This window comes from Paenirhizobium cremeum (assembly GCF_022884085.1).
Lineage (GTDB): Bacteria > Pseudomonadota > Alphaproteobacteria > Rhizobiales > Rhizobiaceae > Allorhizobium > Allorhizobium cremeum.
Map to the genome: position 1 here is coordinate 121,859 of NZ_JAGGCS010000013.1, position 18,997 is coordinate 140,855.

An 18,997-nucleotide genomic window follows, 5' to 3' on the forward strand; every position below is an offset into this window, starting at 1 on the left:
ATCTTTGCGTGATGGTCGTGTTCGATCCTCATAAATCGTCCAAGCACACAGGGACGACTTATGACCGCTAGATTTCTGCTCGCAATTTTCGCCATAACGATCATTTCGACCGGCGCCGCCTGGAAACCGGAAGCGGCAACGTGGGATTCCATGCCTGTCGCCGGGGCAACGTCACAACCGATCGGCCACTTCGAATTCTGCAAACGATATCAAAAAGAATGCCAGCCTAACGCTGCAGATCGCGCACGCCTAAAGCTCACAGAGGAGATCTGGAATAGCCTCGTTGAGGTCAACCAGGTCGTCAATACAATCCCGGCCATCGAGGATATCGAGATCTATGGCGTCGAGGAATTTTGGAACTATCCTACCACCGCAGCCGACTGCGAGGACTTTGCTCTTCTGAAGCGCAAGCTTTTGATGAGACGCGGGATCGCGGTCTCCAATCTGCTGATCACAGTTGTACTCCAGCCGGACGGATCCGGGCATGCTGTTTTGACGGTGCGATCACAGATGGGCGATTTCATCCTCGACAACCTGCGTGGTGAAATCAGAAATTGGTCAGAAACTGAATATACCTACCTCAAGCGTCAGGATTCACGCAATCCGGGGAAATGGGTGAAGATCAGGGACGGTCGAGACACAACGGCGGTCAGCGGCATTCACTAACCCGACTAACCAGGTAGACCGGCCGACCCTGCGGCAGTCAGCCGGGGATGCCTGACGAGGCGAAACCTCGCAGTAACTGGTGACCCAGCTCGGATGATGAGCTCCGGCCGCCACTACACGTTTCCTTGATGCAATAGCTGACGCCCAAGTTTACGCTTGAAGCTCTAGTTCCTGGAGGTCGTATGGCAAGAACCCTGTGAGCATGAAATCCCGCTCGCGGCCAATCTTGCAAATCTTCGCGCATGTCAGAGCGTGCTCAGCCTGGAACTGAAAATGTTATTCTCGAATAAAGGCCTGTTCAGGCTTACCCTTATCGTCCTCGGGGTTGTCGCAATCTGCGGTATCGATCTGTCCGTCAAATCCGTCATGGCCGAGCTTCTGGAAGCCCCAACGGGGGCCATTGAGTTGACCCCCTTTTTCAACCTGACGCTCACCTACAACACGGGTGTCAGCTTCGGACTATTTTCCGACACCATCGTGTCAGCACCCCGGATGTTCGCCACAGTTCAAGGGGGCATCGTTGTCGGACTGGTGATCTGGGCAGTATTCGCCAACAGTGTGCTGGAAGGAATGGCCATCACGGCAATGGCTGGGGGTGCGAGCGGAAATGTCGTCGATCGTTTGATGAACTTGAGAGTTACCGACTATCTAGATTTTCACGCGTTCGGCTGGTCATGGCCTGCCTTCAATATTGCGGATGTGTTCATCGTCTGCGGTGCCATTGTCCTTGTGGCGGCCTCGGTAGTTCAGACTAAAGACGAACATTCGTCGACGAATTCCTGACGACGTGCGGCGCGAGGACAAAGCAAAGCACCAACTTCCAGTTTTTGGTGGCTTTCATTCGCGATTTGGTTCTCCATGGTGATGATTGGTTTCCGCAGAATCTGGAGCAATAATCTCAAGCGGGACAGCACGCGAGGTTCCGTCATCAAATTTCAGCGTCATTGTTGCTGCTTTGGGAGGACCCGAGTTACGCACCAGTGAAATGAAAACCGAGTCCGGTCCCATGTCCAGTTCCGCCTTTCGGGGTATCACGACATAGGTGTCCGACAGCGGCACTTGTTCGAAGCCCTTGGATTTCGCCATTGGGCTCACGAGTGTGGCAGTCGTGTAGCCTGCGACCTTGACAGAGACAATCGCCATGTCATCGGGCGTACCATTGTAGACGGTGACATATGCTTTATCCGTTGCCCCGTCCGGCGTCAGAGCCAATTCGGCGTGTTCGATGGTCAAGGCATCGTAGTTGATTTGATGAAGACCATTTGTCACTTCAGCCAATACGCCACTTTGACCGGCGATAAAAAATGCGCCGGCTGCCACACGCCAACGTTTCGCTTGATTTGCCATATGTAAATCCTCACATGTGCCGAACCATTGCTTAAATACCTCTCGGTTGCCCGAGGGTTCAGGTTCGCGTGATGGGCTAATTTGTCGCGGCCTGCACCTGCCGCGTCTGGAGAGGGAGGAAGCATGCTCACGATCGGAGATCTGTCCAGGACCACCGGCGTCAAGGTACCAACAATTAGATATTACGAACAGATGGGACTGCTCTCACCGCCGGAACGTTCTGAGGGCAATCAGCGACGATACTCGAAGAGCGAGCAGGAACGCCTCTCATTCATTCGGCACGCCCGCGATCTTGGACTGACGATCGAAGCTATTCGCGAGCTTATAGAGCTCAGCCAGCATCCCGAAAAGCCGTGTGCGGAGGCCGACAAGATAGCTGCCGAACAGCTCGTCACAATCCGACAGAAGATCGAGAGGTTGAAGAAGCTGGAAGCCGAACTCGAACGGATCTCAACACACTGCCATTCGAATCAAGTACGCGATTGCTATGTGATCAGGGCTTTGGCGAACCACGATATGTGCGCCACCGAGCACGACTGACGCTCACTTTCGAACGCCTAACACTGAGTACGCGGTCATTCCAGTTGATGCCGATCTGTTTTGTCGGTGCGATGCGTGGCGCGCACAAAGTCGCACACATCGTTTAGGCTTATAGAATGGATCAGTGGCACAGGCACTAAATCTCGTAAGGGTTACATCAAGGTGCCCGCTACTTCTCGGAGTGGTTCGAAGTACTCCGGAAAAGATGGGTCTATCGTGGCTACTGCATCACGAAACGAAGTCGACCAAAAGCTTCAGGTTCAGCAAAGCGATCACGATGGCGATGATCCAGGCGAAAGCTGAGAGCCATAGGGGTGTTTTCATCTCTCCCATTTTAGCAGCGTCGGCGGTAAACATGACCAGTGGGAAAACCGCAAAGGAAAGTTGGAGACTAAGCACAACCTGGGTCAATATCAGAAGTTGGGCAGTGCCGCTGTCCCCGAAGGCTATCGTGACCCCTGCGGCGGGTATGATGGCGATCCCCCGGGTGATCAGACGGCGAAGCCAAGGTGCAAGCTGGATCTTCAGGAATCCCTCCATCACGATCTGACCCGCAAGCGTCGCCGTCACCGTTGAATTGATGCCGCAGCACAACAGGGCGATTCCGAACAATGTCGGTGCAACGGCCAAACCTAGCAAGGGGGCCAGCAGACTATGAGCCTCACCCAGCTCTGCGACTGAAGTCAGCCCCTTTTCGTGGAACGTTGCGGCAGCTAGGATGAGGATAGAGGCGTTGACAAGCAAAGCGAACATCAAGGCGACCGTAGAGTCGATCGTCGCAAATTTAAGAGCCTCGCGCTTTTCAGGCAGCGTATCACCAAAGTCCCGCGTCTGCACGATGCCAGAGTGGAGGTAGAGATTGTGCGGCATGACGGTCGCACCGAGTATCCCGAGCGCCAAATAGAGCATGTCTGGATTGGTGACGATCTCTGTCGTTGGAGCGAAGCCGAGGATCACTTGACCCCAGTCCGGATCAGCAAGAGCGATCTGAACCGCGAAGCAGACGGCGATAACGCCGAGCAAAGTTATGACAAGCGCTTCGACCCAACGGAAGCCAAGCTTTTGCAGGTAGAGGATCAAGAATACGTCCAGAGCAGTGATGACCACTCCCAGCTCGAGCGGAATTCCGAAAATGAGGTTTAGGCCGATTGCAGTGCCGATCACCTCGGCGATGTCAGTCGCAATAATCGCAATTTCGGCGAGCAGCCACAGCACCATGGCGACCGGTTTGGGGTAAGCATCACGACAGGCCTGCGCAAGATCGCGCCCCGAAGCGATGGCAAGGCGCGCGCATAGCGACTGAAGGACGATCGCCATGATGTTTGAAACCAGGGCCACCGTGAGTAGCGCATAGCCGAAGCGCGATCCCCCGGCCAGAGATGTCGCCCAATTGCCTGGATCCATGTACCCGACTGCGACAAGATAGCCGGGGCCGAAGAACGCCATCGCCCCTCGGAAAGTGCCAGCTCCTGACGCGACCTTTATCGACCGGTGCACATCCGAAAGGGATGCCTCGCCAACCGTTCGCTGCCATCCCCTCACCGGTCCGTCCATCGTCTCACCGTGCTTTCAAAGCCCGCCCCTATTTGCAATTGCAAATCATTCTCATAAAGGGGCTATACACGCAAGCGGGATCGTTCAGATCCTCACCAATTGGGATCTATTAGGGCTTTGTTGACCATAATCGGATTTACTAATGGCGATCCGTGGGTGGCAGCAATGTTCGCCAGACCCGTACTCAGAGAGCCGTCAAGTGTGGAGTAACCAGTGAGCGAGTTGCCAGCTTGCGTCAGACCCTGTCCAGCCGCAGCCTTCCTATCTGGGTTCATGCGGTGCGTGGGGACGGCTACAATCGCAGTGATGCTCGCAGTGGTACTGCTGGTGGGTTCGTCGTCACTTGCGACAGCCGCGGCCGACAGATCGCTGAAGCTGTTTTTCACTCACACTGGGGAACGTGCGACAATTACATTCAAGCGGGGCGGGAAGTTCGATGCCCGTGGCCTTGGTCAGATCAACCGTTTCCTGCGTGACTGGCGCAAGAACGAGCCAGCGAATATCGATCCCCGTCTACTCGATCTTGTGTGGGAAGTTTACCAGCGCAGCGGATCAAACGACTATATCCATATAGTCTCTGCCTATCGCTCCCCGGGGACAAACAAGATGCTCCGAGGACGATCGAGGGATAGTGGGGTCGCAAAAAACAGTCAACACACCCTCGGCAAGGCGATGGATTTTTATATTCCGGGCGTCAAACTGGCCAAGCTGCGATCACTTGCAATGCAGATGCAAGTTGGTGGAGTGGGCTACTATCCGGCATCGGGATCTCCGTTTGTCCATCTTGATGTCGGCAATGTCCGTGCATGGCCCCGCATGACGCGCAAAGAGCTGGCTCGGATCTTTCCCGATGGAAAAACAATGCACCTTCCCTCTGATGGCCGCCCTCTCCCCGGCTACGATTTGGCAGTCGCCGATTATCGTCGGCGCGTCGGCGCAAAATCGATCGAGATCGCTTCCAGTGCTGGAGATGACGACAGTAATTTCACTTCCGCTTCGTCAAACAGCAGCCTGGTCACCGCAATGCTACCGACTGGACGGAGCCGAGCGGAGGACGCGCTCGATCTTCAAACAAGCCGGCAGACCATGGTCGGCGAGGCTAGGTCCGAGTTCACCGATTTAAGCGCTTTGGCCATTCCTGTACCAGTTGCACGCCCTACTTCCGAAATGGAGACACCTGAGGTCGAGGTTGCCTCACTTGGCCCGATCACTGATCGCACACAGATTGAGAGTTTCCGCCCTTCCGCCATCCTTGATCTGCCGGAGCCGGCAGCTTTGATCGCGCTATTTCCGATTCCTGCAGCAGACAGAGATGCTGAGGAGGAGGCTGATGGTCAGGAAACGCTCATGACATGGGCGCTATCGGCTCCAGGCGCCACAACGGGATTGAAAGCGCCCCTCATGTCTGCACGACTGTTTGCAATCAGGACTACCCAGATCGCCCCCTAAATCAAGGGTCGGAGCCGTTGTGCCAGGCTGCAACAAACGTCTCGCACGTCGATGCTCGAATCTTCGGCTGTGCTTCAGCTTTTAGCAGGGGCCGGCATTTCCAAATCGTTTGAACAGCCTGTCGCGTCATCAATGCCGGCGGCGATTGCTGCCAGATCTTCCGGTTTGGCATTGAAGCGTAGACCGTGAAACTCGCCGTCTGACCCAGCTCCACCTTCTATAGAAAACCCGGAGAATTCGCCTTTTTGCTTTTCTGCGTCACTAACTGGACTGGGAATGAGGATCACCTGGGCGCCGATTGCCCGACCGCGCATTCCGGAGACCGTGGTTGGCCCTTTGCTGTCCAGAACGGAAATCTGGATGAGATGACCCGCCTCGACCTTGCGAAGAGATTCGGCAACACGCAGGGCGGTCCGAAGACGGACCTGTTCATCCACTGGCTCTGTGACGATGAACTGCCGGATCCAGATGCCGTCGCGATCCCTCGCCTTGGCTGTGGCGACGGTCTGACACTCGGCACCGCTCTTCTCAGCCGATAAACCCAAAAGCTCTTCTGGACCATAATAGACTGCAGCCGCACCACCGGCAACGCCGACGCAAAGTGCTCCGAATAAAACCGCCAAGCTGATCCTTAAGATGCGCCGTCTTCGTTCCTGCATGGAGAAAACCTTCGGTGGGAGCCTATGCCCAGATCTAACCACCGAAGTCTTGAAACCGAATGAAGCAAAAAGGTTAATCGAGGTTCCCCGCAGAGCACCCGCCTGCAGCCAACACGCGTTCACTGAGGATCACGGGGTGTGCCCGGCGTGGTCATCCGAGTTTGCTGTTGCACCTTTTTGGACGACAAACTCCACTTCCACGGCCCCTGCCTTCTGGAACTGCAGCGTTGCCTTGAACTTCTCACCCTCCGCCGGACGCTGCGTCGGTTTTTCAAACATGATGTGTGCGGCGCCCGGCTCCAGCTTCACAGTGGAGCCGGCGCTTATTGTGATGCCTTCCTTGACGGGTCGCATACGCGCCACTCCGTCGACGACAGATGATACGTGGATTTCAAACCGCTCAGCGACCGGACTGCTTCCTCCAAGAAGGCGATCATCCGTCGTGCCCGTGTTGACGATCGTCAGATAACCGCCAAGAACCGGAGCAACCACAGGAGCCTTTAAGGACCACGGATGCTTTATCTCCAGGCTCCCTACCGTAAAATCATGAGACGATGCAGGACCGAAAGACGCAGTCACGCACGTCAAGGCAACGAGCCCAAAAGCCAGTGTTTTTTGAAATTGCACGTAATTTCTCCGCATAGTTAGTGGGATACATCAGATCCGAAACCGTCATCTCTTGAGAGGTCTGAACAGGTTGGCATGACGACAAGTTGAAAGAGACCTGGAACGCCGGTGGCGCCGCGTTCAGCGAATGGGACGTAACAACCGCAACGCATTCATGGTTACAAGGACTGTCGCACCTGTATCGGCAAGAATTGCAGGCCACAGGCCCGTGATGCCCAGGATAGTCGTCACCAAAAATACCACCTTCAAACTCAAAGCGATGGTAATGTTCTGGAAAATGTTGCGCATAGTACGTTTCGAGAGATCGATCATAAGGGCGACATCAGCCACCCTGCCGTGGAGAACCGCGGCGTCTGCCGTCTCCAGCGCCACGTCCGTTCCACCACCCATAGCAATCCCGACATCAGCTGCCGCTAGCGCTGGCGCGTCGTTGATCCCATCGCCGATCTTGCCGACAACATAGCCCTCTTTCTTCAATTCGCCCACGATCCGCTGCTTGTCTTCAGGCATCAGCTCCGCACGGACCTCGATGCCGAGTTGCGCACCGATGGCGGTGGCAGTCCGCTTGTTGTCGCCTGTCAGCATGATCGTCTTTATGCCTGCATCCGTCAGGGCCTTGAGACCCGCAACAGCATCGGCTCTAGGCTCGTCGCGCATGGCAATGGCACCAGCGAGAACATCGCCAATGACCAGTACAGACACGGTCTTTCCTTCATCGTTGAGAGACGTGATCTTCTCCAAGTGAGCAACTGGAACCGGAACTCGCTCTGCTGCAGCCCTGGGCGAGCCAAAAAAGACCTCAACGCCGTCCACGATGGCGGAAACACCCTTGCCGCCGAGAGCCTTCGCATCGGTCCCCGTGGGCGGTACGATGCCTTCCTCCTTGGCTTTGCTTAAGATCGCAAGGGCGAGAGGATGGCTGGATCCCACTTCAAGCGCTGCGGCAAACCGAAGGACGTCCTCACTTTCCCGGCCGAACGCGACCACATCAGTCACCTGCGGTTTGCCTTCGGTGAGCGTGCCAGTCTTGTCGAAAGCAATCGCCGTAAGCTCGCCAAGACCTTCTAGAACGGCGCCGCCTTTGAGGAGCAGGCCGCGGCGCGCGCCCGACGACAGTGATGCAGCGATCGCAGCCGGGGTCGAAATGACAAGTGCGCATGGGCAGCCGATCAGCAGCACGGCAAGCCCCTTGTAAACCCACTCACTCCATATTCCACCCGCAAACAGCGGAGGAATGACTGCCACCAAAGCGGCAACGACAACCACGCCAGGAGTGTAGTATTTGGAGAAACGGTCAATAAAGCGCTCAGTCGGAGCCTTGGATTCCTGCGCTTCCTCGACGAGACGAACGACACGGGCGATCGTATTGTCTGCGGCTGCGGCCGTGACCCTGACACGCAGAACCGCATCACCATTTACGGTGCCCGCAAAAACAATGTCGTCGACGGCCTTGAGAACAGGCACACTTTCCCCGGTCACGGGCGCCTCGTCGATCGAACTTTCGCCTGCAACGATGACACCATCGGCGGAGATCCGATCACCAGGGCGGACCAGTATGATTGAACCAACCGCAAGAGTTTCGGCTGGCACCTCGCGGGTCTCGCCGCCTTCCTCCAATAACGCCGTCTTGGGAACGAGCGCCGTAAGGGACTTGATGCTGTCGCGCGCCTTTCCGGCGGCAACGCCTTCAAGCAGTTCGCCAACCAGAAAAAGGAAGACGACCGCAGCGGCCTCTTCGGTTGCGTTAATGACCAGTGCGCCAGCAGCGGCGATCGTCATCAGCATCTCGATGGAGAATGGCGTGCCAGCCAGCGCGGCCATGATAGCCCTTCGGGCGATCGGCACGAGGCCGACAAGCATTGCAATCGTGTAGGCATATGTTTCGATCGCTGGGAACATGTACCCAATGCCATAAGCGACAGCTAGCGATCCACCCGCGAAGATCGTCAGACGCCCCTTCTTGCTCGCCCACCAAGGACCTTCGGAAGAACCGTGATCGTGACCGTGGAGTCCCTCAACTTTGTCCAGCGCCGCGCTTTTCGATCCATGGTCGTGTCCAGCGTGGGCGTTGTCAGAACCCTCTTGGGTCGTGGACGATGTGCGCCTGTCCGTTCCTGGCATGGGAACGATCGTGTAACCGAGACTGGAGACCCGTTTTTCTATCGCTTTGATATCCGCTGACTGCCGATGTTTGACCGTCATGGTTCCGGCCGTGACCGACACGGAGACGTCATCGACAGCGTCCATCCGTCTGATGGCCGTGTCAATCTTGGAAGCACATGACGCGCAATCCATTCCGCCGATACGGAAACGTGCCTGCAGGATAGGGGGTGCCACATCATCTGAAGGCGCGACGCGATCGGGCTCATGATCATGCCCAGTGCAATGGGCGCCATGATCCGAACGATCATCATGACTGGACTGTCCGTGCGGCTCTGCATGTAGGTGATCGCGCATGCAATCCGGTCCGTGTTTATGGACGGGTTTCCCAACGGTTTTGGAAATTGTTGAGATCAGGAAGGCCTGATAGCCTAGGCCCGACAGCTTGTTGCGAATCGTGTCCAGAACGCTGATCTCATCGTGCTCGACTGTCATTGTGCCGGCGGTGACAGATACAGACACCTCTTGAATGCCCGGAATACGTTTTACGGCGGTGTCGATCTTGTTTGCACACGAGGCGCAATCCATTCCGGTTACCCGGAAACGAGTGTGTAACGAGTTGCTCACGGGAAATCCTCACAATGTGAAAAATCAACCGTACGACCTCTAGCTACTAGAGATACAAGAAAAATCTCTCAATCGAGAGACGGATCAATTCAGCCGGCAAGCTCAAACTGCCTTGTAGCCTGAAGAGATTCGAACCTTCTGCCCATCAACCAGACCTGCGGGTAGGGTCACACCGATCGTGGCCACTAACCACCGCGATGACTTCGATGGCAGACGCACCCAAAAGCGCTGCTACCTGAAACGTCATCCCATCCTACGGTTAGATCTTAGGCCTCACCGCTTGGTAGAGGGTACGAATGCCGTCCCTTCCAACGGACATGACGTCGTACGAAGCGCTGGGGCTGTCTCCCATGCCCAACGAACCGACAGGCATGCCCGGAACAGACAGACCTGCCAAGTCCGGTTTTTCGGCCAACAACCTCGTCACCGCCTGTAGTGGCACATGTCCCTCCAGGTAGTAGCCTGCGACTACGGCGGTGTGGCAGCCACGGAGGTCGGTCGGGACATTGAAACGGTCCTTCACGACCTCGATGTCGACTACCTCTTCGGCCTTCACCACAAACCCAGCATTTGTCATTGCCGCAGCCCACGCGTAACAACAGCCGCAGTTGGGGTCCTTATACACGATCATGCCTTCACCTGCCGCCAGCGCCGTTCCAGTGACGGGCAACGCTGCGACAGCGACCAGGGTGCAAAGGAATTTTCTTCGATTCATCGTCGTTCTCCTTCTCAAAAAGCTTCTGCCGTTACGGAAGCCGGAAACTGGCTCACCTCGCGTGCTCGCTTCAACCCGTAGCCCTTGACCAAGCCGTAGACGGCGGGAATCACGATCAACGTCAGCAACGTCGATGATACCATGCCGCCGATCATCGGCACGGCGATCCGCTGCATGATTTCCGACCCCGCTCCCGTGCTCCAGAGGATAGGCACGAGACCCGCCATGATCGCCACGACGGTCATCATCTTCGGTCTAACACGCTCGACCGCCCCGATCATGATCGCCCTGTCGAGGTCTTCCTTTTCGAATGCCCTGCCCTCGGCCTTGGATTTGGCCTTCTCGTCCCTGAGCGCGTGGTCGAGATAGATCAGCATGATCACACCGGTTTCGGCCGCCACGCCTGCAAGCGCGATGAACCCGACCGCGACGGCGACGGAAGCGTTGAAGCCCAGCCACCACATCATCCAGATGCCGCCGACCAAAGCGAACGGCAGAGACAGCATGACGATCAGTGTTTCGGTCAATGCCTTAAAGTTCAGGTAGAGCAACAGGAAGATCAGCGCCAGCGTCAGCGGGACGACGATCATTAGCCGGTCCTTTGCCCGTTCCAGATATTCGAATTGCCCGCTCCATGCGACGGAATAGCCCGTGGGCATCTCGACGCTCGCCGCGACGGCTTCTTGGGCTTCGGCAACGTAGCCCCCAAGGTCGCGGTTGGCGATGTCTACGAAGATATAGACGGCGAGCTGGCCGTTCTCCGTCCTTATGGTCGTGGCACCGCGCGTGAGCTTGACTTCGGCGACCTCGCCCAACGGAACCGTGCCGCCACCGGGCAATGATACCTGGACGTCCCTCGCGATGGACTGGGGATCGCTTCGGAAAGCCCTTGGGTAACGGATGGCGACGCCGTACCGCTCTCTGCCCTCCACCGTCGAGGTCACGACCTCGGACCCCAGGGCCATTCCGATGACATCCTGGACATCGTCGATCGAAAGCCCATAGCGCCCGAGCGCCATGCGATCAGGGATGATATCGAGATAGTATCCACCGATGACGCGCTCGGCGTAGGCACTCGACGTTCCCGGCACCGCCTTGAGAACGGTCTCTATATCGCGAGCGACCTTCTCCATCTCGTTCAGGTTGGTCCCGTAGACCTTGACGCCGACGGGCGTGCGTATTCCGGTCGAAAGCATGTCGATGCGGGCGCGGATGGGCATCGTCCAGGCGTTGGAGACACCGGGAAACTGAAGTGCCGCGTCCATCTCCTGTTTCAGACTGTCAGACGTGACGCCCGGCCGCCATTCGGACTTGGGTTTCAGGGTGATGATGGTCTCAAACATTTCCGTCGGAGCCGGATCGGTTGCCGTCAACGCCCTACCCGCCTTGCCGAACACCGACTCGACCTCGGGGAAAGATTTGATGATGCGATCCTGCGTTTGCATGAGCTCCGCCGCTTTTGTCACCGAGAGGCCGGGTAGCGTTGTCGGCATGTACATCAGCGTGCCCTCGTCGAGATCAGGCATGAACTCACTCCCGATATGCTGCACGGGCCAGACGGTCACCCCGAGGATCACGATGGCTACCAGGATTGTCAGGCTCTTGGCCTTAAGGACGCCCGCGATGACCGGACGGTATATCCAGATCAGCAGTCTGTTCAGCGGATTCTTGTGTTCTGGGACAATGCGGCCGCGGACGAACAGGATCATCAGTGCCGGAACAAGTGTGATGGACAGCAGCGCTGCCGCCGCCATCGCGAAGGTCTTGGTGAAGGCGAGCGGTCCGAACAGGCGGCCCTCTTGCGATTCAAGCGTAAAAATCGGCAGGAACGACACCGTGATGATCAGCAGGCTGAAGAAAAGCGCCGGGCCGACCTCGCTTGCCGCCTCGATCAGCACTTCGGCTCGAGGCTTGTCAGGAGGCGCGCGTTCCAGATGCTTGTGGGCGTTCTCGATCATGACGATGGCCGCGTCGATCATCGCACCGATAGCGATAGCTATCCCGCCGAGGCTCATGATGTTCGCTCCCAGACCTAGCGCCCGCATGGCCATGAAGGCGATGAGAATGCCGATCGGCAGCATGATGATGGCCACGAGCGCGCTTCGGATATGCAAAAGGAAGGCGATAGTCACCAGTGCAACCACGATCGATTCCTCGATCAACGTGACTTTCAAGGTCTCGATTGCCGCTTCGATGAGTTTCGAACGATCATAGACGGGCAGGATTTCGGTACCAGCCGGAAGACTGCTCTGCACCGCCGCCAAGCTTTCCTTCGCATTTTCGATGACGGTCAGCGCATTCGCGCCGTCGCGCTGGAGGACGATTCCGCTCGCGACTTCGCCGTCTCCGTTCAGCTCTGTGATCCCGCGCCGCTCGTCCGGGACCAATTCCACTCTCGCAACGTCGGACAGACGCAGCGGAACGCCCGCACTGGTGTTCAGGACAATGCTCTCGATGTCCCTGATGCCCTGCAGGTAGCCCTTGCCACGCACCATGAACTCAAATTCGGAAAGTTCGATCGTGCGCCCGCCGACATCGCGGTTGCTGGAGCGCACGGCATCGGCGATATCCGAAAGCGAGACATTCTGGGCCCTTAGCCGGGCTGGATCAACGACGATGGAATATTGCTTGACGAAGCCGCCGACGCTGGCCACCTCCGCCACTCCCTCGGACTTGGAGACGGCGAAGCGTACTACCCAGTCCTGAAGTGAACGCAGCTCCGCGAGCGACAGCTCCTTGGCGACCAAGGCATACTGGTAGACCCAGCCCACGCCCGTGGCATCCGGGCCGAGACTTGGCGACACGCCGTCAGGCAGCCGGTTTGCGGCCGCGTTCAAGTATTCGAGCACGCGGCTGCGCGCCCAGTAGGGATCGGTTCCGTCCTCGAAGATCACATAGACGAAAGACACGCCGAAGAACGAGAACCCCCGCACGACCTTCGATTTGGGCACTGTCAGCATCGAGGTCGTCAACGGATACGTAACCTGGTCCTCGACGACCTGCGGAGCCTGGCCCGGATAGTCAGTGAAGACGATGACCTGTACGTCGGAGAGATCGGGAATGGCGTCCAGCGGAAGCGTGCGCAGCGCATAGACACCACCCGCGATGGACAGCGCCGCGCCGACGAAAATGAGGACAATGTTGCGGGCCGACCAGGCGATGACGTTGGCAATCATGGCTTCGCCTCGTCGTCAACGGTCAGGGCGCTGAGCGCGGCGTTCAGGTTGCTTTCCGCATCGAGAAGGAAGTTGGCGGACACAACCACGCGGTCACCCGAGACGACACCCTTGGTTATCTGCGTCACGTCTTCACCTCGAACACCGAGAGCGACATCGACAGGCTCGAACCTGCCCTCGCCCTTGTCGAGGAAGACGATCTGGCGATCGCCCGTGTCGATGACTGAACTGTTGGGGACCGCAACGACCGGGTTTCCCGCTCCCGCTTCAATCTCCACCTCCGCATACATGTTGGCCATCAGCTGCCCCTCGGGATTAGGAAGCTCAATCCGGATCTTTGTCGTGCGGGTCTGCATCTGCACCTCGGGATAGATGAGGTCGACCGTTCCCCGGAAGATCGTGCCGGATACGTTTCGGACGCTGACGGAAACGTTGGCACCCATACGAACGGAGCCCAGTTCGTATTCGGGGACGTCGGCGATCACCCAGACCTTCGATACGTCAGCGATGCGGAAGAGAATGTCTCCAGCCTCGGCCATCATGCCGCTGACCGCCATGCGCTCCAACACGACGCCGTCCCTTGGCGAGGTGTAGGCAATGCTTTGTGGGACCTTTCGCTCAGTCGCAATGCTGGCGATCGTCGCCGAGGGCACCCCAAGGTTCTTCAGGCGGAGCGCAGAGCCAGATTCCGGCCCGGGCTTGCCGCCATTGCGCATCTCCGTCGCATATTCGGCCCCGGCGGTGGCGATCTCCTTCGAATAGAAGTGAAAGAGATTCTCGCCCTTTGTGATCCTGTCTCCTGTCGTGACGTCCGCGACGTCTTCGACAAAGGCGTCGGCCCGCATGGAAACGATGCTGACCATGCGCTCGTCGAGTGCGACGGTTCCGGGTACTCGGATTTTCCGGCTGACGTTCATCCTTTCAGCGAGCGCGGTCTTCACCCCCGTCCGCTGGAGTTTGCCCAGCGTCACTTTGACGGTGGAACTGTCGCTGACTTCGCCGTCATAGACAGGGAGATAGTCCATCCCCATCGAATCCTTCTTCGGCACCTTGGACGTGTCGGGAAGGCCCATGGGGTTGCGGTAGTACAGGACCTTCCGTTCCGGTGTGACTGATGACGTGTCGGCCGCAGGCAGGACCGCCCCGCTCGCGCCGAGGCTGATGTCCTCGCTTGCCCGGACAGGTGTGAATGGCCGCCCGTCATCCGTGTTCGTCGGTTTGGCAGAGTATTCGGCCATACCGTCCGGGTGACGGTAGTAGATCACCGCTCCCGTTCCTTCGTGTCGCGGTTCAGCCTCGGTGGCCATCCCGGTGCCTTCAACGTATCGCCGCAGGTACGCACCGACATCGTTCTTTCCCGCCCAATAGCCTCCCCCGCCGACGATCGCGGCGAGGGAGAGCGTGACAATGATGCGCGAGGTGCTCACGGGACAGCCTTGAAGACGACTTCGCCTTTGACCGTCTCAGGCTCGCCCTGAACCTTGGCGGCGACCTGGAACCGCCATCCGCCTTCCATGGAAAGGTTTGTCGTGAAGGCGTAGACGCCCGGCTCGGTGGAGGGTGAGGGTTCCACGGTGGTGGTCATCATCTCCATGCCGTCGGGAGCCATGTCCATCCGCGTTGTGAAGATGACGGCGTCGGGGACTGCCTTGCCCGTCCGCTTGTCGATCAGCCGTACCGACACGGTCGAGCCTCGTCCCTGTTTGATGTCCGTGTTCACGGCTTGGAATTCGTAGTCCTGCGCTCCGGCGAAGGAAGCGGTGGCGGTGCTGAACAGCATCGCGCCAGCGAGGAGCGCGGTCCTCGCGTTGAAGGTGGTATTTTCCATGATTCAATGTCTCATCCGGACGGGTCCGTGACCGCGTCCTCAGTCAAAATGGATCGCCGTCGGTACCGCACGGACGCAAGACCTGCGACCGCGCCGATCGACGACGTGTTCACTGACGTGGGATCAGACTCGCGGAGGACGTACTGGCGGATCGACCAGTGAGGAGGCAAGCTCCGCATGAAGGGCAATGAGGAACCGATGGGCGACCCAACCGAGATTCAACGACCAGGAATGCGGGTTAGCCACCTGGCCGACGATCACCGTCGTACACACCAAGGCCAGAGGACATGACTTGCCGCTGCAGTCGGGCTTGGCCGGCATTTCGTCAGGGCAACACGGCATGTCGCCTGACATCTCCATGCCGGACATGCCGTGCATCGCGGGTCCGGAGGCCGCCATTACGCTGTCCGCCGCCCCGATGCTCAAGGGACCGACCACAATCCCCAGCAGGGCGGTCACGAACAGCAGTCGATGGATGACCTTCATGAACCTCACCCGCATAGTCTGGCACGAAGACATCGGGGTTGGAAGAGGTCTCACGGAAAAGTGCGTTATCGACAGCGACGCACTTCGCGCCTGCTCCGGTTACGTGTCGATCTGCAGCCATGTAAGTTCACGAGACAGTCGGGATTCGGCAGGTTGCAACTTTCTCGCCTGGTTTGGATTTCACAGCTGTTATGGAGGATTGTCGTGCGTGACCAACATTTGCAGATTATCGAGGCGCTCGGAGTAGCGAAGGAATTCGACGCGTCCGCGGAAGCCGAGCGCAGAACGGCCTTCCTCGCGGATTACATGCAAGCCTCGTCGTGCGGAGCGCTCGTCCTTGGCATCAGCGGGGGAGTGGATTCGCTCACCGCGGGACTGCTTGCCCAGACTGCGGTGAACCGCCTCCGGGGCAGAGGGCATAAGGCGGAGTTCATCGCGGTCAGACTGCCTTATGGCACGCAGGCCGACGAGGCCGACGCTCAGAGAGGGCTCGCGTCCATCGGCCCCGACCGCGTAGTCACCATCGACATAAAGCCCGCAGCCGACGCGATGATGGCCGAGGTCTGCGGGGACGCAGGCGACCTGTTCGAAACCGTTCGGCTGGACTTCCACCTTGGCAACATCAAGGCGCGCCAGCGGATGATCGCCCAGTACGCGCTCGCCGGCGCGGTTCGTGGCCTGGTGATCGGGACTGACCATGCGGCGGAGGCATTGATGGGCTTCTTCACGAAATTCGGCGACGGCGCTGCGGACGTCCTGCCGCTTTCCGGACTGACCAAGCGGCGCGTGCGGGCGCTCGCCGAATATCTCGGAGCGCCGAGGGACCTGGTGTTCAAGGTGCCGACCGCCGATCTGGAGTCCGACGCTCCGCTGCGGCCCGATGAAGACGTCTACGGGGTCACGTATGATGACATCGACGACTTCCTGGAAGGAAAGCCGATCGGAGAACCCGCGTTTCAGCGCATCCTCGCGACGCACGTCGCGACGGCCCACAAGCGCGCCCTGCCACTCTCGCCGCAATGACAGGAATGGCCCTTAGGCCCCGTTACCGTGCTGACGTACCGTCGCCCACCTCGGCGGTTCCGCTTTGCGTGGTCTGCAGGACCAACAGAAGGGCCACGCCTGAAGAAATCCAGACATCGGCCGGATTGAACACGAACGGCTCCCATTCACCAAAGCGGAGGCTCAGGAAGTCAGTCACGGCGCCCCTCATGCTGCGGTCGATCAGGTTTCCGAGCGCGCCAGCCAGGATCATCGACAGGGCTGCCCGTTGCCAGCCGCGCGAACGATACGCCCATATAGCGATGACAAGTGTTATAATGCCCGTAACCCCGATCAGGACTGCTTTGCCGATTTCGCCGTCGACAGCGAACATGCTGAACGACACGCCTTTGTTGAAGGTCAGTCGCAACGGTACCAAAGGCAGAAAGTCCGTGGGGGGGCCGTAAGGTTCAAGGCTCGCCCGCGCCCACGCCTTCGCTCCCAGGTCAAGTGCCGCGCCGACCAGGACCACGGCAATTGAAGCAACCGCCCTCATCTGTCCCTCGCCGCAGAGAGGTCCTGTCTTGCGTCCCGGATGATCGACCACGCCGATTGAAGGAAGAGGCCTGCAACTGCGAACGCGACCACGAGGTCAGGCCATTGTGTTCCCGTCCACCAGACCAAGCCCGCGGCGGCCACGACCGCGAGATTGCCGATCGCGTCGTTTCGCGAAAACAACCACACCGCCCGCATGTTCGCGTCGCCCTTGCGGTGCGGGATGAGCACCACGGCCGCCAGAACGTTGACGACGAAGGCGACAAGCGCGAAGCCGCCCATGAGCACGGATTCCGGCTGATGCTCGATAAACACCCTGTAGATGGTGGACGCGACGACGCCAAGTCCGAGCAGGCCGAGGAAAACACCCTGTAGAAGAGCCGCCTTGGCGCGAGCGGCGAGGCCCCATCCGACCGCGACCAGCCCCAGGAATGAGATCATGCCGTCCCCCAGGAAGTCGAGGGCGTCCGCCTGTAGCGCCTGGGAGCCGGCGAGGAAGCTTCCGACGATCTCAACGACTCCGTAGCCAACGTTCAGCAGCACGACGATCCAGAGCGCCCTCTTATATGCCGGGGTGACATGCGACAGGTCCGGAATCCTGTCGTCGTCATCGCCGTCTGCCGTGTCGCTGGATGGGCCGATGCGGTCAAGCTGATAACCCAGACCCGTGATGGCGCTTTCCAGCAGAGGCAGGCGGTTCGCCGGCTCGTCAACTTGCAGTGTCATAATCTGCGATGCGATCGATACCTTCACGTCGGCCACGCCTTCGACCTTGCGCGCGGCCCCCTCGATCTTGGCGGCGCAGGAGGAACAATCCATCCCCGTCACCTGATAGCGGATCGTGTCGGTTGCAGCTGCTGCCATTTCGTCGGTCCTCGATATTCGAATTCGACCATGGTACTACCTGTAGTGACTACAGGAGCAAGACGAAAAATGCAGATCGGCGACTTATCCGAGAAATCGGGCGTGAACATAGAGACTATTCGCTATTACGAGCGCATCGGGGTCCTCCCAATCCCAGCCAGGATGTCCAACGGCCGTCGCACCTATGGCGAAGCAGACGCGCAACGACTGTGCTTTATCCGGAATGCCCGGGAACTTGGTTTCGATCTGGCATCGGTGCGCGTTCTTCTGGCTCTCCAGGAACAACCGGAAGCATCGTGTGAGGATGCAAGCCGCATCGCCCAAAGCCAACTCGACGCCGTGGAAGATCGTATCGCCCGTCTTACGAACCTGAAAACGGAACTGCGGCGGATGATAGCCGAATGCCGTCTCGGTCAGGTGGCCGATTGCCGGATCATCGACGCCATGGCGGGAGGAAGACCCTGAGGCTGACATCAAAACTGTGTTGGCAGACTTCAACCGACAGTTCCGGCGGACGAGGCCCGGCAAGTGGATGTTGCCCAGCGTCTCGGTGTCGCGCAGCCGACTGTCGCAAAGCGTCGGCCAGTGTTTTAAGCGGCCCGTCATTGTTGTTGGAACTGGACATTGAGGAGCACGGCCTTCGAGGAGAAACTCACGCAATCTCGGTACCAGACGCAGTCGCACAAAGACAGGCCGTCGGCGTGGTTGGGCTGCTTGCGTGGCTCAACTGAGGATCAGGCTCGCCATTTGCAGCTCAACCGGCTGATCGGCACATCAAATCTTCAACGCCTCGACAATAACCTTGAAGGCTGGCGAGTTCTGC

18 protein-coding genes are annotated in these 18,997 nt (G+C 58.5%); 6 read left to right on the top strand and 12 right to left on the bottom strand.

All coding sequences use genetic code 11. The annotated features are described in order from the left end of the window. Positions 1-60 precede the first annotated feature (60 nt). Positions 61-666, top strand: coding sequence for a transglutaminase-like cysteine peptidase (locus J5N58_RS20725; RefSeq protein ID WP_244712790.1), 606 nt, complete (start codon positions 61-63; stop codon positions 664-666). A gap of 273 nt (positions 667-939) precedes the next feature. Beyond that, a complete protein-coding gene (gene lspA, locus J5N58_RS20730) occupies positions 940-1,449 on the top strand; it encodes a signal peptidase II (RefSeq protein WP_244712792.1) in 510 nt (169 codons plus the stop codon). Positions 1,450-1,503: 54 nt separating this feature from the next. Here lspA (J5N58_RS20730) and J5N58_RS20735 read toward each other — a convergent pair whose 3' ends face one another. Then, entirely contained in the window at positions 1,504-2,013 is a 510-nt protein-coding gene (locus J5N58_RS20735; protein WP_113465178.1) for a copper chaperone PCu(A)C, read from the bottom strand. 123 nt (positions 2,014-2,136) lie between these two features. On the opposite strand from J5N58_RS20735, the gene J5N58_RS20740 reads away from it, so the two are divergent. Further along, complete coding sequence (locus tag J5N58_RS20740; protein ID WP_112590905.1) at positions 2,137-2,553, top strand: MerR family transcriptional regulator; 417 nt, start codon at positions 2,137-2,139, stop codon at positions 2,551-2,553. A 228-nt stretch (positions 2,554-2,781) separates the two neighbouring features. On the opposite strand, the gene J5N58_RS20745 is transcribed toward J5N58_RS20740, so the two are convergent. Continuing rightward, positions 2,782-4,107 (bottom strand): Nramp family divalent metal transporter, encoded by a 1,326-nt coding sequence (locus J5N58_RS20745; protein WP_113465180.1) that lies wholly within the window; start codon positions 4,105-4,107, stop codon positions 2,782-2,784. 306 nt (positions 4,108-4,413) lie between these two features. Between J5N58_RS20745 and J5N58_RS20750 the strand changes: the two genes are divergently transcribed. After that, on the top strand, positions 4,414-5,556 hold the full coding sequence (locus tag J5N58_RS20750) for a peptidoglycan L,D-endopeptidase MepK (RefSeq protein ID WP_230175219.1): 1,143 nt from the start codon (positions 4,414-4,416) through the stop codon (positions 5,554-5,556). Positions 5,557-5,630: 74 nt separating this feature from the next. Here J5N58_RS20750 and J5N58_RS20755 read toward each other — a convergent pair whose 3' ends face one another. From J5N58_RS20755 to J5N58_RS20790, 8 genes are all read right to left on the bottom strand, one after another. Next, positions 5,631-6,215: a hypothetical protein gene (locus J5N58_RS20755; RefSeq protein WP_113465182.1), complete on the bottom strand. Its 585-nt coding sequence runs from the start codon at positions 6,213-6,215 to the stop codon at positions 5,631-5,633. Positions 6,216-6,344: 129 nt separating this feature from the next. Next, positions 6,345-6,842, bottom strand: a complete 498-nt coding sequence (locus J5N58_RS20760; protein WP_244712794.1) for a copper chaperone PCu(A)C — start codon at positions 6,840-6,842, stop codon at positions 6,345-6,347. A gap of 120 nt (positions 6,843-6,962) precedes the next feature. Further along, a complete protein-coding gene (locus tag J5N58_RS20765; protein WP_290371393.1) occupies positions 6,963-9,569 on the bottom strand; it encodes a heavy metal translocating P-type ATPase in 2,607 nt (868 codons plus the stop codon). A 259-nt stretch (positions 9,570-9,828) separates the two neighbouring features. Further along, positions 9,829-10,284, bottom strand: coding sequence for a DUF411 domain-containing protein (locus tag J5N58_RS20770; RefSeq protein ID WP_244712796.1), 456 nt, complete (start codon positions 10,282-10,284; stop codon positions 9,829-9,831). 14 nt (positions 10,285-10,298) lie between these two features. Then, positions 10,299-13,460, bottom strand: coding sequence for an efflux RND transporter permease subunit (locus tag J5N58_RS20775; RefSeq protein ID WP_080843341.1), 3,162 nt, complete (start codon positions 13,458-13,460; stop codon positions 10,299-10,301). After that, positions 13,457-14,887: an efflux RND transporter periplasmic adaptor subunit gene (locus J5N58_RS20780; RefSeq protein ID WP_080843342.1), complete on the bottom strand. Its 1,431-nt coding sequence runs from the start codon at positions 14,885-14,887 to the stop codon at positions 13,457-13,459. The genes J5N58_RS20775 and J5N58_RS20780 overlap by 4 nt, the downstream gene beginning before the upstream one ends. Beyond that, positions 14,884-15,288: a FixH family protein gene (locus J5N58_RS20785; protein WP_080843343.1), complete on the bottom strand. Its 405-nt coding sequence runs from the start codon at positions 15,286-15,288 to the stop codon at positions 14,884-14,886. The genes J5N58_RS20780 and J5N58_RS20785 overlap by 4 nt, the downstream gene beginning before the upstream one ends. Positions 15,289-15,411: 123 nt before the next feature. After that, positions 15,412-15,774 (bottom strand): hypothetical protein, encoded by a 363-nt coding sequence (locus J5N58_RS20790; protein ID WP_225341520.1) that lies wholly within the window; start codon positions 15,772-15,774, stop codon positions 15,412-15,414. A gap of 204 nt (positions 15,775-15,978) precedes the next feature. Here J5N58_RS20790 and nadE point away from each other — a divergent pair, with 204 nt between their 5' ends. Then, positions 15,979-16,797: an ammonia-dependent NAD(+) synthetase gene (nadE, locus tag J5N58_RS20795; RefSeq protein ID WP_230175143.1), complete on the top strand. Its 819-nt coding sequence runs from the start codon at positions 15,979-15,981 to the stop codon at positions 16,795-16,797. 22 nt (positions 16,798-16,819) lie between these two features. Here the strand turns inward: nadE and lspA (J5N58_RS20800) are convergent, their stop codons facing one another. Both lspA (J5N58_RS20800) and J5N58_RS20805 read right to left on the bottom strand, forming a co-directional pair. After that, on the bottom strand, positions 16,820-17,311 hold the full coding sequence (gene lspA / locus J5N58_RS20800; protein ID WP_080843345.1) for a signal peptidase II: 492 nt from the start codon (positions 17,309-17,311) through the stop codon (positions 16,820-16,822). Then, complete coding sequence (locus J5N58_RS20805; RefSeq protein ID WP_225341519.1) at positions 17,308-18,174, bottom strand: cation diffusion facilitator family transporter; 867 nt, start codon at positions 18,172-18,174, stop codon at positions 17,308-17,310. Before J5N58_RS20805 ends, lspA (J5N58_RS20800) begins: the two co-directional genes overlap by 4 nt. A 69-nt stretch (positions 18,175-18,243) precedes the next feature. Here J5N58_RS20805 and J5N58_RS20810 point away from each other — a divergent pair, with 69 nt between their 5' ends. Next, complete coding sequence (locus tag J5N58_RS20810) at positions 18,244-18,639, top strand: MerR family transcriptional regulator (RefSeq protein WP_097143401.1); 396 nt, start codon at positions 18,244-18,246, stop codon at positions 18,637-18,639. The last annotated feature ends 358 nt before the right edge of the window (positions 18,640-18,997 follow it).

Coding starts and splice junctions, on each gene's coding strand:
- J5N58_RS20805 (WP_225341519.1), bottom strand. CDS start 18,174: ATGGCAGCAGCTGCAACCGACACGATCCGCTATCAGGTGACGGGGATG.
- J5N58_RS20785 (WP_080843343.1), bottom strand. CDS start 15,288: ATGGAAAATACCACCTTCAACGCGAGGACCGCGCTCCTCGCTGGCGCG.
- lspA (WP_080843345.1), bottom strand. CDS start 17,311: ATGAGGGCGGTTGCTTCAATTGCCGTGGTCCTGGTCGGCGCGGCACTT.
- J5N58_RS20775 (WP_080843341.1), bottom strand. CDS start 13,460: ATGATTGCCAACGTCATCGCCTGGTCGGCCCGCAACATTGTCCTCATT.
- J5N58_RS20810 (WP_097143401.1), top strand. CDS start 18,244: ATGCAGATCGGCGACTTATCCGAGAAATCGGGCGTGAACATAGAGACT.
- J5N58_RS20790 (WP_225341520.1), bottom strand. CDS start 15,774: ATGAAGGTCATCCATCGACTGCTGTTCGTGACCGCCCTGCTGGGGATT.
- J5N58_RS20740 (WP_112590905.1), top strand. CDS start 2,137: ATGCTCACGATCGGAGATCTGTCCAGGACCACCGGCGTCAAGGTACCA.
- lspA (WP_244712792.1), top strand. CDS start 940: ATGTTATTCTCGAATAAAGGCCTGTTCAGGCTTACCCTTATCGTCCTC.
- J5N58_RS20725 (WP_244712790.1), top strand. CDS start 61: ATGACCGCTAGATTTCTGCTCGCAATTTTCGCCATAACGATCATTTCG.
- J5N58_RS20750 (WP_230175219.1), top strand. CDS start 4,414: ATGCTCGCAGTGGTACTGCTGGTGGGTTCGTCGTCACTTGCGACAGCC.
- J5N58_RS20745 (WP_113465180.1), bottom strand. CDS start 4,107: ATGGACGGACCGGTGAGGGGATGGCAGCGAACGGTTGGCGAGGCATCC.
- J5N58_RS20770 (WP_244712796.1), bottom strand. CDS start 10,284: ATGAATCGAAGAAAATTCCTTTGCACCCTGGTCGCTGTCGCAGCGTTG.
- J5N58_RS20755 (WP_113465182.1), bottom strand. CDS start 6,215: ATGCAGGAACGAAGACGGCGCATCTTAAGGATCAGCTTGGCGGTTTTA.
- J5N58_RS20735 (WP_113465178.1), bottom strand. CDS start 2,013: ATGGCAAATCAAGCGAAACGTTGGCGTGTGGCAGCCGGCGCATTTTTT.